Annotated in this window: 12 protein-coding genes; 7 read left to right on the top strand and 5 right to left on the bottom strand. The window is 59.9% G+C overall.

Annotation, left to right across the window (positions count from 1 at the left end; translation table 11 throughout):
- Window positions 1-70: 70 nt before the first annotated feature.
- On the top strand, window positions 71-982 hold the full coding sequence (locus A6U86_RS29505; RefSeq protein WP_068399087.1) for a LysR substrate-binding domain-containing protein: 912 nt from the start codon (window positions 71-73) through the stop codon (window positions 980-982).
- Window positions 983-1,004: 22 nt separating this feature from the next.
- Here A6U86_RS29505 and A6U86_RS29510 read toward each other — a convergent pair whose 3' ends face one another.
- Window positions 1,005-1,925, bottom strand: coding sequence for a DMT family transporter (locus tag A6U86_RS29510; RefSeq protein WP_068399091.1), 921 nt, complete (start codon window positions 1,923-1,925; stop codon window positions 1,005-1,007).
- Between the two features lie 95 nt (window positions 1,926-2,020).
- Here A6U86_RS29510 and A6U86_RS29515 point away from each other — a divergent pair, with 95 nt between their 5' ends.
- Window positions 2,021-2,794, top strand: coding sequence for a helix-turn-helix domain-containing protein (locus A6U86_RS29515; protein ID WP_068399094.1), 774 nt, complete (start codon window positions 2,021-2,023; stop codon window positions 2,792-2,794).
- A gap of 21 nt (window positions 2,795-2,815) precedes the next feature.
- Here A6U86_RS29515 and A6U86_RS29520 read toward each other — a convergent pair whose 3' ends face one another.
- A complete protein-coding gene (locus A6U86_RS29520; protein WP_068399096.1) occupies window positions 2,816-3,409 on the bottom strand; it encodes a TetR/AcrR family transcriptional regulator in 594 nt (197 codons plus the stop codon).
- A 121-nt stretch (window positions 3,410-3,530) separates the two neighbouring features.
- On the opposite strand from A6U86_RS29520, the gene A6U86_RS29525 reads away from it, so the two are divergent.
- Window positions 3,531-4,757 (top strand): MFS transporter, encoded by a 1,227-nt coding sequence (locus A6U86_RS29525; RefSeq protein WP_068399099.1) that lies wholly within the window; start codon window positions 3,531-3,533, stop codon window positions 4,755-4,757.
- A gap of 78 nt (window positions 4,758-4,835) precedes the next feature.
- On the opposite strand, the gene A6U86_RS29530 is transcribed toward A6U86_RS29525, so the two are convergent.
- The gene (locus A6U86_RS29530; RefSeq protein ID WP_083197024.1) at window positions 4,836-5,255 is read right to left on the bottom strand and encodes a nuclear transport factor 2 family protein; all 420 of its coding nucleotides are present in this window, start codon (window positions 5,253-5,255) and stop codon (window positions 4,836-4,838) included.
- A gap of 101 nt (window positions 5,256-5,356) precedes the next feature.
- Between A6U86_RS29530 and A6U86_RS29535 the strand changes: the two genes are divergently transcribed.
- Window positions 5,357-6,136, top strand: coding sequence for a helix-turn-helix domain-containing protein (locus tag A6U86_RS29535; protein WP_068399100.1), 780 nt, complete (start codon window positions 5,357-5,359; stop codon window positions 6,134-6,136).
- Between the two features lie 10 nt (window positions 6,137-6,146).
- On the opposite strand, the gene A6U86_RS29540 is transcribed toward A6U86_RS29535, so the two are convergent.
- Window positions 6,147-7,307 carry an SGNH/GDSL hydrolase family protein gene (locus A6U86_RS29540; protein ID WP_068399619.1) on the bottom strand — a complete coding sequence of 387 codons (1,161 nt, stop codon included), beginning with the start codon at window positions 7,305-7,307 and terminating at the stop codon, window positions 6,147-6,149.
- A 223-nt stretch (window positions 7,308-7,530) separates the two neighbouring features.
- On the opposite strand from A6U86_RS29540, the gene A6U86_RS29545 reads away from it, so the two are divergent.
- A complete protein-coding gene (locus tag A6U86_RS29545) occupies window positions 7,531-8,343 on the top strand; it encodes an alpha/beta fold hydrolase (protein ID WP_068399102.1) in 813 nt (270 codons plus the stop codon).
- A gap of 42 nt (window positions 8,344-8,385) precedes the next feature.
- On the opposite strand, the gene A6U86_RS29550 is transcribed toward A6U86_RS29545, so the two are convergent.
- A complete protein-coding gene (locus tag A6U86_RS29550) occupies window positions 8,386-9,861 on the bottom strand; it encodes an amidohydrolase family protein (protein WP_068399622.1) in 1,476 nt (491 codons plus the stop codon).
- A 171-nt stretch (window positions 9,862-10,032) separates the two neighbouring features.
- On the opposite strand from A6U86_RS29550, the gene A6U86_RS29555 reads away from it, so the two are divergent.
- Both A6U86_RS29555 and A6U86_RS29560 read left to right on the top strand, forming a co-directional pair.
- A complete protein-coding gene (locus tag A6U86_RS29555; RefSeq protein ID WP_068399103.1) occupies window positions 10,033-11,598 on the top strand; it encodes an ABC transporter substrate-binding protein in 1,566 nt (521 codons plus the stop codon).
- Between the two features lie 441 nt (window positions 11,599-12,039).
- Window positions 12,040-13,008 (top strand): ABC transporter permease, encoded by a 969-nt coding sequence (locus A6U86_RS29560; RefSeq protein WP_068399104.1) that lies wholly within the window; start codon window positions 12,040-12,042, stop codon window positions 13,006-13,008.
- The last annotated feature ends 5 nt before the right edge of the window (window positions 13,009-13,013 follow it).

A 13,013-nucleotide genomic window follows, 5' to 3' on the forward strand; every position in this document is an offset into this window, starting at 1 on the left:
CCGGTTGCCATTCGATCCGCATGCTTTAAAGCTTGTTGTTTCCGACAGCAGCGAGAAAGCCGGATAGGGAATGGAGCCGAGATTCGATCATAACAGGCTGCCGCCATTGCAGACTTTGCAGACCTTTTCCGTGGTCGCGGAAACGGGAAGCTTCACGGCGGCGGCGGCCGAACTCAATCTCAGCCAAAGTGCGATCAGCAGACAGGTTCAGCAGCTCGAGCATTATTTCGGTTGCAGCCTGTTCGAGCGTCACACGCGTAAGGTCGCACTGACAGAGCGCGGAATGGCGCTGATCCCGATCGTCGACAGCTTGCTTGCTTCGTTGAAGACCTCTTTCGAGGCGACCCGCACGACGGTACGCTCCTTGACCATTCGCATGCCACCGACCTTCGCGCGCAAGTGGTTCCTGCCGCGCCTGCCGGATCTGCACAGCTACCATCCGGATCTGAACATCAATATCGATACGGCCTGGTTTCTACGTCCTACCTTCTCCGTCGGCGATATCGACATGCTGATCACCTACGGCAACGGCCATTGGCCGGGCATGGATGTCTTGCCGTTACTCGAGGAGCGGCTGACGCCAATGTGCTCTCCTCAACTGCTTCCAGCGCTTGGCGATCCGCCTGTTGTGGAGAAGCTGCAAAGCTGCGTTCTACTGCACTCCAACCCCCGTCACAGCGACTGGACGTTGTGGCTGCAGGCCGAAGGCGCCTATTCCTTCCAGGCGGTTCGCCACCAAGTCTTCGATACCCAGGATTTCGCCATGACGGCAGCGGCAAGCGGCTATGGCGTGACTATGGGAGATCTCGCCTTTTCGCAGCAGGATCTGGAGAGTGGCGAACTCGTCGCCCCCTTCGAGCGCATCATCGACAGCGGCTATGGCTATTACGCCCTCTGGCCCGCCCGTGCAGAGGCGCGCCAGAAGGTAAAGGCATTTTCGGATTGGCTCGGACATGCCTGCGGCACGACGCGGCTCACATAGGTTTCGACCGAGTCCGCCACCATTAATCGACGATTTCAGGGACGACCGGAGGCGCGCCGCGCAATGGGCGACGGAAGATCTCCACGCAGGCCACGCCCGTCAGCGCAAGGCCGCCGCCGATGACGTGATAAAGATGCACCGGCTCGCCGAGCATGGTTATGGCGCCGAGCGCCGTGAAGACCGGCAGCAGGTTCATGAAGGCGGCGCAGCGGCTTGGCCCGAGGATTTGGACGCCACGGATCCACAGAAATGGAAGCACGACAGAAGCCAGACCACCGGCATAGGCGATCAGCGGCAAGGTCTCGGCATTGAGTGACCGCATGGGTGCGGGTGTCGCGAGGAATGCCGGAAACATGATCGTCAAGGCGCAGATCGCCTGCATGTAGGTCGATTGCCAGCCGGCGACAGGAAGGTTCCATCGCTTCAGCAACACACCATAAAGTGCATAGACCATCGCGGCTATGAGCATCAGCGGGTCACCTAGATGGATACCGTTTTGCACCAGTGCGCCGGGATCGCCGGCGCTGACCAGATAGATGAGCCCGACAAGCGACAGGATGCCGCCACCGACCATGCCGATAGTCGGGGTGTCCTTCAGCACGACGGCGCTCAGGGCAACCGTGAGCAATGGCGTCAGCGCCGTGAACACGGCCATGTTCGTCGCCGTAGTGGACTCTGCTGCCAGATAGGACAGGCTCTGGAACAGGCACATCGCCAGGAAACCGAGAATGGCGAACTGGCCGAGATGCGGCCAGATGACGGCGCGGCTTCGCCATGCGGGTGCGGCGACGAAGGTGCTCATCAGAAGCACCGCAAACAGCAACCGGTAGAATGTGATGGCCTCCGGTCCGATCGTGTGTGCGGACATTCTGGAAACGATGACGTTGCCGGACCACAGGATGATGGCGATGAGGGGATAGAGAAATGCGAGTTTGTTTTTCATGATCGATAACCGTGAACTGTCGTTGATATCGACGCTTATCGGTTCCGCTTTCGTCCGTATCGCTCTATACTGAACACAATTGTAGAGATTGGGACATGCAAGGCGATCCGACTCAAAAACATCTGGATTTTCACGATACGCATCGCGCCATGGCTGCGATGGACATCAACTATCCGGACGGATCCTCGACCGGATGGCATTCCCACCCGCGCGGCCAGCTTCTCTATGCGATCGAGGGTGTGATGATCGTGCGTTCGGCGGAGGGTTCCTGGGTCGTGCCGCCGAGCCGGGCGCTGTGGTTGGCCGCCGGTTTGGAGCATGATGTGAGGATGTCGGGCGAGGTCAAGATCCGCACGGTCTTCATCGATGCAACGGCGATCCGGCACTTACCGGAAAAAAGCTGCGTCATCGAGGTCTCGCCGCTATTGCGCGAGCTCATCGTTGCCGCCGTTGATGTTCCGCTCGATTATGAGGAAGGCAGCCGCGACGATCGGCTCATGCGGCTGGTCGCAGACGAGGTGCGTGTTTCAGACATACTGCCCGTGCACCTTCCCATGCCGGCGGACGCGCGCATCAAGCTGATCTGCGAAGCGGTGAGCGAAGATCCTTCCGACACTTCGACCGTTGGCGAATGGTCCGAACGGCTAAACGTGACCGCCAAGACCATCCATCGGTTGTTCAGCAAGGAAACGGGCATGAGCTTCGGGCGGTGGCGCGAACAGGCAAGGCTCTTGTTCGCACTGCGCCGGCTGGCCAATGGCGAGCGCGTCATCGATATCGCTTTCGATTGCGGCTATGCCAGCCAGAGCGCGTTTACCGCGATGTTTCGGCGGCATTTCGGAAAGCCGCCCTCCGAATTTTATCGCTAGCTGTGATGAGCGGAAAAAAGCTCAGCCGTTTTTGATCCGCAATCCATCGAGAAAGGTCCGGAAAGCCTTGACCGCGCGTTTCGAGGTTGCCTCCGGATCATCGGAATTGGCGATCCACTGCGCGGCGCTGCTGCTGGCGGCATTAATAAGGCGGGCGCCGGCTTCCGGGTCCATGTCGACGATGATGCCGTCCTTGACAAGGTTGCGAAGGCTTTCGGCAACGGCGGTGATGCAGCCATTGGCGCTCGGCCATCCCGAGGGATCACCGAGTACGGCCGGTCCGTCGCGGAACATGATGCGCTGGAGTTCTGGCTCGAGCGCCATCTGGACATATCCGACATTCTCATCGATAAATCCCTGCCAGCGTGACGGCGCCTGGGACGAGATGGCACAGAGTCTCGCGGTCATTTCCGCATCGATCTCGCCGACAACAGCCTGCAGCAGGCCTTTCTTGTCGCCGAAATGATGATAGAGCGCGCCTCGCGTCAGTCCGGCCGCGGCCGTGAAATCGTCCATGGAGGCTTCGGCATAGCCGACGCTTCCAAATGCCTTTCGGCCCGCTGCCAGCAGCTTTGCCCGCGTCTCTGCAATCATTTCACTACGGGGCTTACGCATTTTTTCTCCGTCAACTCACATACGTCGCGTATATTAGTTGACATTCGCATGGTGCGCAATTACTTCATTCTCATACGCCGCGTATGTGTATGGCGACTTCATTCAGTCAAGGATCGTTCCCATGTCCAATCCGTACAGTGAAATCTTCCGGGCTCCAGGTGCCAAGGGTTTTTCGGCAGCCGGCTTTTTCGCTCGTCTGCCCATCGCCATGGCCCCCATCGGCATCGTCGCGATGCTTTCGCAGACGCGTGGTGAATATTGGCTCGCCGGTGCCGTCTCGGCGACTTTCGCGCTCACCAATGCTCTCATTTCCCCGCAGATATCGCGGCTTGTCGATCGGCGCGGCCAACGCGCGGTCGTCGCACCGGCAACCATTGTTTCCGTGCTCGCATTCGTTGTTCTCATCATCGCCTCAAATCAGAATTGGCCGGTCTGGACGCTGTTTGCCTCGGCTTTTCTGTCTGCGGCCATGCCCAGCATTCCGGCGATGGTGCGTGCCCGCTGGACGGAAATCTTCCGCGACCGCCCGGAGTTGAACACCGCCTTCGCGTTCGAATCCGCGGCCGACGAACTTGTCTATATTGCCGGCGCTTCCCTTTCGGTCGGCCTTGCCGTCTCGCTGTTTCCGGAAGCGGGAATGGTGATCAGCACGGCCTTCCTTGCACTCGGGACGACCGTCTTTCTCCTGCAACGCTCGACGGAGCCGAGGGTGCGCGGGCTTGATTCAGATGGTCCCCAGCGTTCGGCAATCCGGCTTCGCCCGGTTCAGGTCATCACATTGGCTCTGATCTTCGTAGGCGCAACCTTCGCGACCGCAGAGGTGAGCGCTGTCGCAATCACCAAGGAGCTTGGTCAACCGGGTGCTGCAAGTCTGGTGATCGGGGTCTATGCCCTCGGTTCGTTTGTCGTCGGGCTGATCATCGGCGCGCTCAATCTCAAGGTGCCGCTGCACCGGCAGCTGCTGGTTGCCGTCGGTGTGCTTGCCCTGACGTCCTTGCCGCTTCTTGTCGCCGGCAGCTCGGTTGCCCTGCTCGCCTTCGCCGTCTTCCTCAGCGGTGTGGCGATCTCGCCGACCTTCATCACCGCCTTCGGCCTGATCGAGCGCCGCGTGCCGGAATCGATGCTGACCGAAGGCGTGACCTGGGTTATGACCGGCATCGGTATCGGCATGGCGCTCGGCGCTTTCCTCTCCGGTCTGGTGGTTGATAATTTTGGCCCGGCAAATGGGTTCTGGGTATCCGTCCTGGCGAGCCTGGTGACCGTCGTGATCGTGGCACTCGGGCAGAACACCCTCTCGGGCAAGCGCGCATCGCCGGATGCAGCCTGCATCACCCAACCGGCCGAATGAGACCTTCTCTTACTAGCTGAACATCTCGGCCGCTCCGGGCGAGACGTAAAAATCCAGGCAGGGCGGATGCCGGCCAGTTCAATCCGGCATTCGCGAACCGAGATCCCGGTCCTGGGTTGTCCCTTCAAGCAGGTGGGTGAGTTCATCCACCAGGCAGATGCGATGGTCGCGAAACTGGTAATAGGCAATCACCTTGAGGCGAATACGCTCGCCATTGATCTTCAAGGCCTCGGCGATGTGAACCGTTGCCGCGGAAACGCCATCGGTCACGAAATGCTCGAAGCTGACGCTGCTTGAGGAGAGGCTCACCTGCAGCGCCTCGCTGTGATGGAGAAAGCCGGCATAGGCGAGCTCTTTGCCGTCGACCCGTTGAATGTAATCCGGCGTCAGCAGCTCGGCATATTGCTCCGGCTTCGTCGCCGGGTTTGTGAAGGCGGCAAACATGCGCTGGAGCAGGTCATGAACTTCATCCTGCGTCATCACGTCTTCGGGTGTCATCGGTGTCTCCGTAAATTGTATGGGTTGGGAACACCTTGGATCTAGCTCACCCGCTTTTGCGCTGCTAACGTATTGGAGCCATTCAATACGGCTATGAGGCCATGCGCGATTTTCTTGTCGATCCTCATCGGCTCAGCTCTGCCGGTGAGCCGGTAATCCTGGTAACGAGCCGGCATCAGCCCGAGATGCGGCAAACGGACCGGCACGCCCATGCGCGCGGTCAATTGCTCGGCACCATGCAAGGCGTGGTCACCATCGGGACCGATCATGGTCGTTGGCTCATCCCGCCTGTCAACGCCGTATGGCTTCCACCGCATCTCGAGCACGATTTCAGATCGCACGGCGCCTTTCATGGCTGGAGTGTGTATGTGGCGGAGCAGGCATGCGCTGCCTTGCCGGATGCGCCGCGCGTCATACGTCTGTCGGGCCTGCTGAATGAGGCGGTCGCCCGCGCAGCGACTTGGCAGGAGGGGGCATTTTCTGAGCCGCAGGCGCGCATTGCCGGCGTGATATTGGACGAGATCGCCGCGCTACCGGAAGAAGCCCTTGGTCTGCCGATGCCGACCGATCCACGGCTGCAGAAGATCGCGGGTGCGATTGCGGATGATCCAGCCGAGCGGCGGAGCATGGCGGAGTGGGCGACATGGGCGGGTATCGCGCCGCGCACGTTAAGCCGACGGTTCGTTCTGGAAACGGGCCTTACATTCAGTGCCTGGCGTCAGCGCGCCCTGCTGCTGCGATCGCTGGAAATGTTGGCGGCCGGAAACTCCGTCACCACGGTCGCTTTCGATCTGGGCTACGAAACGGTCAGTGCTTTCATCGAGCTTTTCCGGGCTCATTTCGGCACGACGCCGGCGCGCTATTTCAAGCGCTCGAACTGACGGAAATCCCTTAAATCGAACCAGCCTTGAAGACCAGAGCGGCGAAGCGTTCACCCATCAGCCGGTGGGTTTCGGCGTCGGGATGGAGTTCGTCCGGCAGTGGCAGACGCTCGTTGTCCGTCTCCCCATACAGTTCTCTGCCGTCCACGTAGTGGATATTGCCGTCATCTTTCGACCGGCGATCGACGATGGTTCGGAGTTGGTCGCGGATGAGGGTGAGCGTCAGCTTGCCCTGCCTCACCTCCTCGGCATTGCCCCCGGCTTGAAACAGCAATTGTCCTCTCCTCAGCGAGACGAGGTCAGCCTGGCTCGGTCCCGGCACCGTTTCATGGATCGGGCACAATATCGGCGACACGACGAAGAGAGGCGTCGTTGGATGCCCTTCTCTGATCGTATCGAGAAATCCATGCATGGCCGGGCCAAATGCACGCAGCCGCATAAGGTCGGTATTGACCAGATTGATGCCGATCTTGAGGCTGATGACATCCGCCGGCGTGTCGCGGATCGTGCGCGCGACGAAAGGGTCCAGCAACGCGCTGCCGCCAAAGCCGAGATTGACAAGTTCCACTCCCGCCTGATCGGCTGCGACCACCGGCCAGATGCCGGTCGGCGATGCCGCATTCGAGCCCTGGCTGATCGAGCTGCCATGGTGAAGCCAGATCTGTTTGCCGGACGCTCCGATCGAGACGATGGGCGCATCCGAGCGTAGAGCGATCAGCTCGGTGGCCTCATTGTGTGGCAGCCAGATTTCCACGGTCTTCACGCCTTCCGAAAGGTCGGAGAAGCGCAGCGTTTGCGACTGGCCTGGCTCAAGCGTAGATGAGCCCTTCTCCATATCGATCCTGAGAACCTTGCCGCCTGAAGCACTCTCCTGCCTCTCCAGTCGGCCATCCACGCGCAAGTCATACACGCCGGCTGGGCGAGGGGGCATGCCGACATAGTCTCGCCTGGTGGGGAGGACCTCGAGTTCCATTGCCGTCGCCGATGTCTGGAACACTAACCGAACACCGGACGGCTGCGCCTCCGCCATCAATAGTTGAGGATCGTCGCATTGGGTGCGGGCGCGAAATGGCAGGCGATGCGGAAGGAGGCCGACATCGGTGCGTTCCAACTCGAGTGCGCCGAACAGGAGCTCAGGAGTGATTGATGTTACTATGGACGTAGCGTTCATGGACTCGTTCACGCGTTAAACCGGCTCGCAGCATTTGTCCGGATTTCCTATTCAAAATAGTCTTCTACCTAATGCAGTCAGGTGTCGCGTTGGGCAAGCTTGCTCGGCAATGATGGCTACGAATTTTCCACCTATACCCGGCTTCTCTGATAGCCATCGGGGTGGTTCCGATCGGCCTTGCTGGATATAGGGTGGAGACGACGCATAGGCCTGGAGAATTGACGTGAGTGAGATCAACGAGAGCGAACACTGGATCGAGAGCCCGGGTGGCCGGCTTTTCGCCAAGTCCTGGGCGCCGCGTGATCCAGTGTCGGGTACGCCGCTGATCCTGTTTCATGACTCGCTCGGATGCGTCGCACTCTGGCGGCAATTTCCGCAGTTGCTGGCCCAAACCCTCAATCGGCGGGTCATCGCCTATGACCGCCTGGGCTTTGGTCGGTCCGACCGCCGGACGGATGTGCTGAGCAACAATTTCGTCGCGACGGAAGCGGAGCAGTATGTGCCGCTCCTTTGTGAGGCTCTCTCGATCGATGAGTTCATCGCCTGCGGGCATAGCGTCGGCGGCGGCATGGCGGTTTGGGCGGGAGCGCGGTTGCTACGGCAGTGCAGGGGCGTGATCACCATAGCCGCTCAGGCCTTTGTCGAAGACCGGACTCTAGCGGGGATCAGAGCAGCGGAAAAAGACTTCGAGTCGCCCGAGAGCATGAGCCGCCTGGCCAAGTATCATGGCGACAAGGCCGAATGGGTGCTCCATGCCTGGATCGACACGTGGCAGCGTCCGGAGTTTGCCGATTGGAGCCTCGATGCCGCGCTTCAGGCAATTCGTTGCCCACAGCTTGTGATCCATGGCGAGCACGATGAATTCGGATCGCTTGCGCATCCCCGCCGGATAGCCGGGACGCGTGGGGAATGCCGCATCCTGCCGGGCGTCGGGCACACGCCGCACAAGGAATGCCCGACACTGCTTGTCGAGGTTATCGAAAGGTGGCTCGTTTCCTCAAATCCAGCGTCCACATTGGTATCCGTCGATCGCTGAAGCCCGAGGGATCAGCGATCGATCCTCTGTCGAATAGGCAGTTCAGCAGTCCGGGGCTTGTGGGGGCCGTATCGGCTCTGCAAAAGTTCGCTGCAGCTTTCCCCAGCCGGGATCGTGCATATGGGCCTGCAGACCGGCCCGCTCGACAAGGGCAAGTGCCTCCTGCTGGCCGAAATCAAGCGCGGCCTCGACATCCGTCGTCAGCACCTTGCCGGCCTCCATCAGCACTTTGCCATCGACGATCACGGTGTCGACGTCGCTTCCGAGAACCTGATGGACGAGGCGGTGGACCGGCATCCAGTTGGGCATCAGATGCGGCTTGCGCATGTCGATGATGGCAATATCCGCCTTCTTGCCGACCTCCAGCGATCCGATCTCATGGTCCATGCCGATGACCCTGGCGGCATCGATGGTGATCATCTCGAAGACCTTGCCGGGTGGCAGCAGGTATCGGTCGTGATTATGCAGGATATGTTGCGTGGACTGGGCCAGTCTTGCTGTCTGGAACATGTCGAAGTGCCGGCTGGGGGCGGCGCCATCCGAGGTGATGGCGAGAGGAATGCCCCGTGCCATCATCTCCATAACCGGCGTTGCACGGCCGGGCGGTGCGTGGGTGACGTTGGTGCCGGTCTCGGCCAGAATGTCCATCTCCTCATGCGAAATGCCCCAGCAATGCTGCAGGTGAACGTCGGGTCCGAGCATGGCGTTTTCCTTATCCTGAAACGCCATGCGGATCTGTCCGGCAAAGGCATCGGAATGAATACGCACGCCCCATTTGCGGGCGGTTTCGCGAACCCTGCGCGCCTGCATGCGATCGCTGTCCGTGAGATTGACGGCCTGATCCGGCGTGGATGCGTTCGAGGGCTCCACGGACGGTACGATGGTGAACGGCGTCAGGAATACGCTGATGCGTCCGTCCGCGCTGCCATCAAGCGTTTCTATCACCGCTTCCGAACCTTCGATCATCTGCTCGAAGGCAATCTCGCGCCGCTCCGGCTTGCCACTTTCCCAACGGGTCACAGGGTGCGGCCAGGGAAGGCCCGAAGGCCCGACACAAATGATCTCGCGCAGGCCGATTTCGCTATAGGCGCGCGCGTGGTTAATGGCGAAAACAGGGTCGTCGCTGCGCGGCATCGAGGTGATGATACTTGCTCCCGTCGTCACGCCGGCGCGAAGCCGCTCCAGACCCGAAACGAGCCCGTCCGCATACCAGAAGTCGCGGGTGACGTAGTGATAATAGGCTGGCGTCACCACCCGCATCCACATGGCGTTGGTGTCGGCGGCGATGCTGCGGATCAGCGCATGCCCGGCATGGCCATGGGCGTCGATCAGGCCGGGGATGATCATCTTGCCGCGGCAATCGATCACCCTCTTCTCGCTGTGCCTGGATATCAGCTCTGCGGCTGTTCCGATCTCGACAATCCGATCTCCGGAAATCGCCAGGCCGCCATCCTCGATGATCCGGCGCTCTTTGTCGACGGTCACGATGGTTCCATGCAGCAGAAGCAGGCCGTTCATATCTTCCTCCCATATCCCCAAGCGTTTGGCTTGGCGCCGATCGGCATGATTTTTGGATACGATAATTGTCAACAATTTAATTGACAATAGCGAATGTCACACCGATACTCCGGCCCAAATTGGGGAGGGGCCTTTAAATCTGGGCTCTGCAAATAACAGAGGGAGGAAACAATGTTTCGTTGGAAAAAGCTCATTCTCGCCGCAGTGGCTACGGCCGCACTGACCGCGCCGGTCGATGCCGCCACGCTGCGCTGGGGCAGCAGAGCAGATATCTACTCGCTGGATCCGGATTCGGTTCCGTCCACCTCGAACCTTGCCTTTCTCAACCATATTTACGAGGGGCTGGTCCGCTATGACGCGAACTTCAAGGTCGAGTCGGCACTTGCCACGGACTGGAAGCTGATCGACAACAAGCACTGGCGCTTCACCCTGCGCCAAGGCGTGAAGTTCCACGATGGCGCGGATTTCACCGCCGATGACGTCGTCGCATCGTTCAAGCGCGCTTCGGACCCGGCCTCGCCGCTGCGCGGCAATATTCCGCTCTATGTCGGCATTCAGAAGGTCGACGACCACACCGTCGATATCGAGGTTTCCGCGCCCACCTCGCTGTTCCTCAACGACATCACCAATATCTTCGTCTTCAATGCCAAGTGGCTGAAGGACAATAACAGCGAGAAGCCCACCGATTTCGCGTCGAAGGTCGAAGGCTACACGACCATGCACACCAACGGCACCGGGCCGTTCAAGCTCGAAAGCCGCGTGCCTGACAGCAAGACGGTCCTGGTTGCCAATGGCAGTTGGTGGGATCAGAAGAAGCACAATCTCGATCGCATCGAGTTCGTGCCGATCTCCTCGGCCGCCACGCGTGTCGCTGCACTACTCTCCGGCGAAATCGACTTCATCGACTCCGCTCCCATTCAGGATTTGCCCCGTCTGGAATCGACGCCCGATATCAGCGTGCAGAAGCGCACGGAACTGCGCACGGTCTTCGTCGCCTTCAATCGCAAGGAAAAGCTGGAAGACGGTCGATCCAATCCATTCAATGACTTACGCGTCCGTCAGGCGTTTGAGGCCTCCATCGACCGCGAGCTGATCAACAAGAAGGTCATGCGCGGTCTGGCTCGTCCGTCCGGCTCGCTGATCGCCCCGGAAATCTCAGGTTACGTGAAGGACCTCGATACCTACCAGCCGGCCGATCCCAAGCTTGCGCAGAAGCTCCTGGACGAAGCCGGACAGAAGAACCTCGCCTTCACCTATACCTGCATGAACGACGAGAGCATCAATGAAGAGGATATTTGCTCCGGCATTGCCAACATGCTGAAGCGCAGCGGCTTTCAGCCGAGCATCGATATCGGTCCGCGCGCGGTCCAGACATCCAAGCGCAGCAACGGCAAGACCGATGTCTTCAATCTGAGCTGGGCGAACGAGCCGACACTGGATGCCTATTCGCTGCTGTCGCAGGTTCTTTCCACCCGCAATGGCGCCATGGGCGTCTCCAACTATGGCGGTTGGTCCAATCCCGATCTCGACAAACTGGTGACGCAGGCGGCGCAAGAGCCGGACAATGACAAGCGCCTCGCTCTCGAAGCGCAGGCACTGAAGATTGCCAAGGATCAGACCATGCTCATACCGCTCCATCAGCAACCGATCGCCTGGGCGACGCTGAAGAAGGTCAAGAGCATCGATTTCCGCGCCGACAACAAGCCGCGCCTCTGGCTGACGCAGATGGCTGAGTGACAGCTGACAGGTCATTATATCAAAGCAAAAGAGAGCGTCTCGCGGTCCCGTGAGGCGCTCTCTTCTTTCATGGATATTCTCTATCGGCCGGAGCTGTGCTGCTCGGGATTGTTCTGCGGGTGCTGTCTTTGGTTATTCGCCATCCGGGAGCGCGCTGAGGCCGCCGAATGCGCAATGGCTTCAACATTGGTAGTCAATATTGTCTACAATCACGTTGACAACTTCAGAATATCTGCGTTAATGGCTGCCAAAGGGAGTGAGGGAGGAGATCGCGGCGCGCATGTTCGTGTTGCGATGTGGCTGTCAGTAATGATGGCGCTACAAGTGGCATGCGTTCGCGTACGTTTACTGCCGCCAATCTTTCCCCATTGCCGAACGAGAATTCCGTGAGGGTCGACCGGGCAGGTGTGCCGGAGACCGAAGCGAAGCCTAGAGGTTCCCATGCTGGTTTTCATCATCAAGCGTCTCGGCAATGCGATCCTCGTCATGCTTGCTGTTGCTCTCCTGGCATTTCTGATCTTCCGGCTTGCCGGCGATCCCGTCGAACTGATGGTCGGCGAGCAGACGTCTCAGGCGGACCGCGCTGCACTTCGCGAGCGGCTGGGCCTCAATGACAGCCTGCCGACGCAGTACATCCGCTTTGTCGTCAATGCGGTGGAGGGGGATTTCGGCGTCTCCTATCGTAACGGCCAGAAAGTCTTGCCGTTGATCGCCGAACGCTTCCCTGCCACGCTGGAGCTCGTTTTCGTCGCGACGCTGATCTCGCTGCTCCTCGGCATTCCCCTTGGCGTGCTGACGGCGATCAAGCGCGGAAAATGGTATACGGAGGGGCTGCAATTCCTCTCCATCATCGGCGTATCACTGCCGAGCTTCGTCGTCGGCATTCTGCTCATCCTCGCCTTTTCCGTCAGCATGGGCCTGCTGCCCGCCTTCGGGCGCGGCGACGTGGTGCAGATCGGCTGGTGGTCGACGGGATTTCTGACGCCGACGGGCCGGGCCGCACTTATCCTGCCGTCGATCGCACTTTCGCTCTATCAGATCACGCTGGTCATGCGGCTGGTGCGCGCCGAAATGCTGGAAGTGCTGCGCTCGGACTATATCAAGTTCGCGCGTGCCCGCGGCATTCCGCGCTGGCGGATCTATTTTCGCCACGCGTTGCGCAACTGTCTTATGCCCGTGGTCACCATGACGGCGATGAATGTCGGCTCGTTGATCGCCTTCGCGCTGATTACCGAGACAGTGTTCCAATGGCCGGGCATGGGCATGCTCTTCATTCAGGCCGTCACCTTCCTCGATATTCCGGTCATGGCGGCCTATCTCTGCATCATCTCCTTTATCTTTGTTGTCCTCAACACGTTGGTGGACATCGCCTATGCGGTGATCGATCCCCGCCTGCGCACCGCACGCTGATCGAA

This window comes from Rhizobium sp. AC27/96 (assembly GCF_001692325.1).
Lineage (GTDB): Bacteria > Pseudomonadota > Alphaproteobacteria > Rhizobiales > Rhizobiaceae > Rhizobium.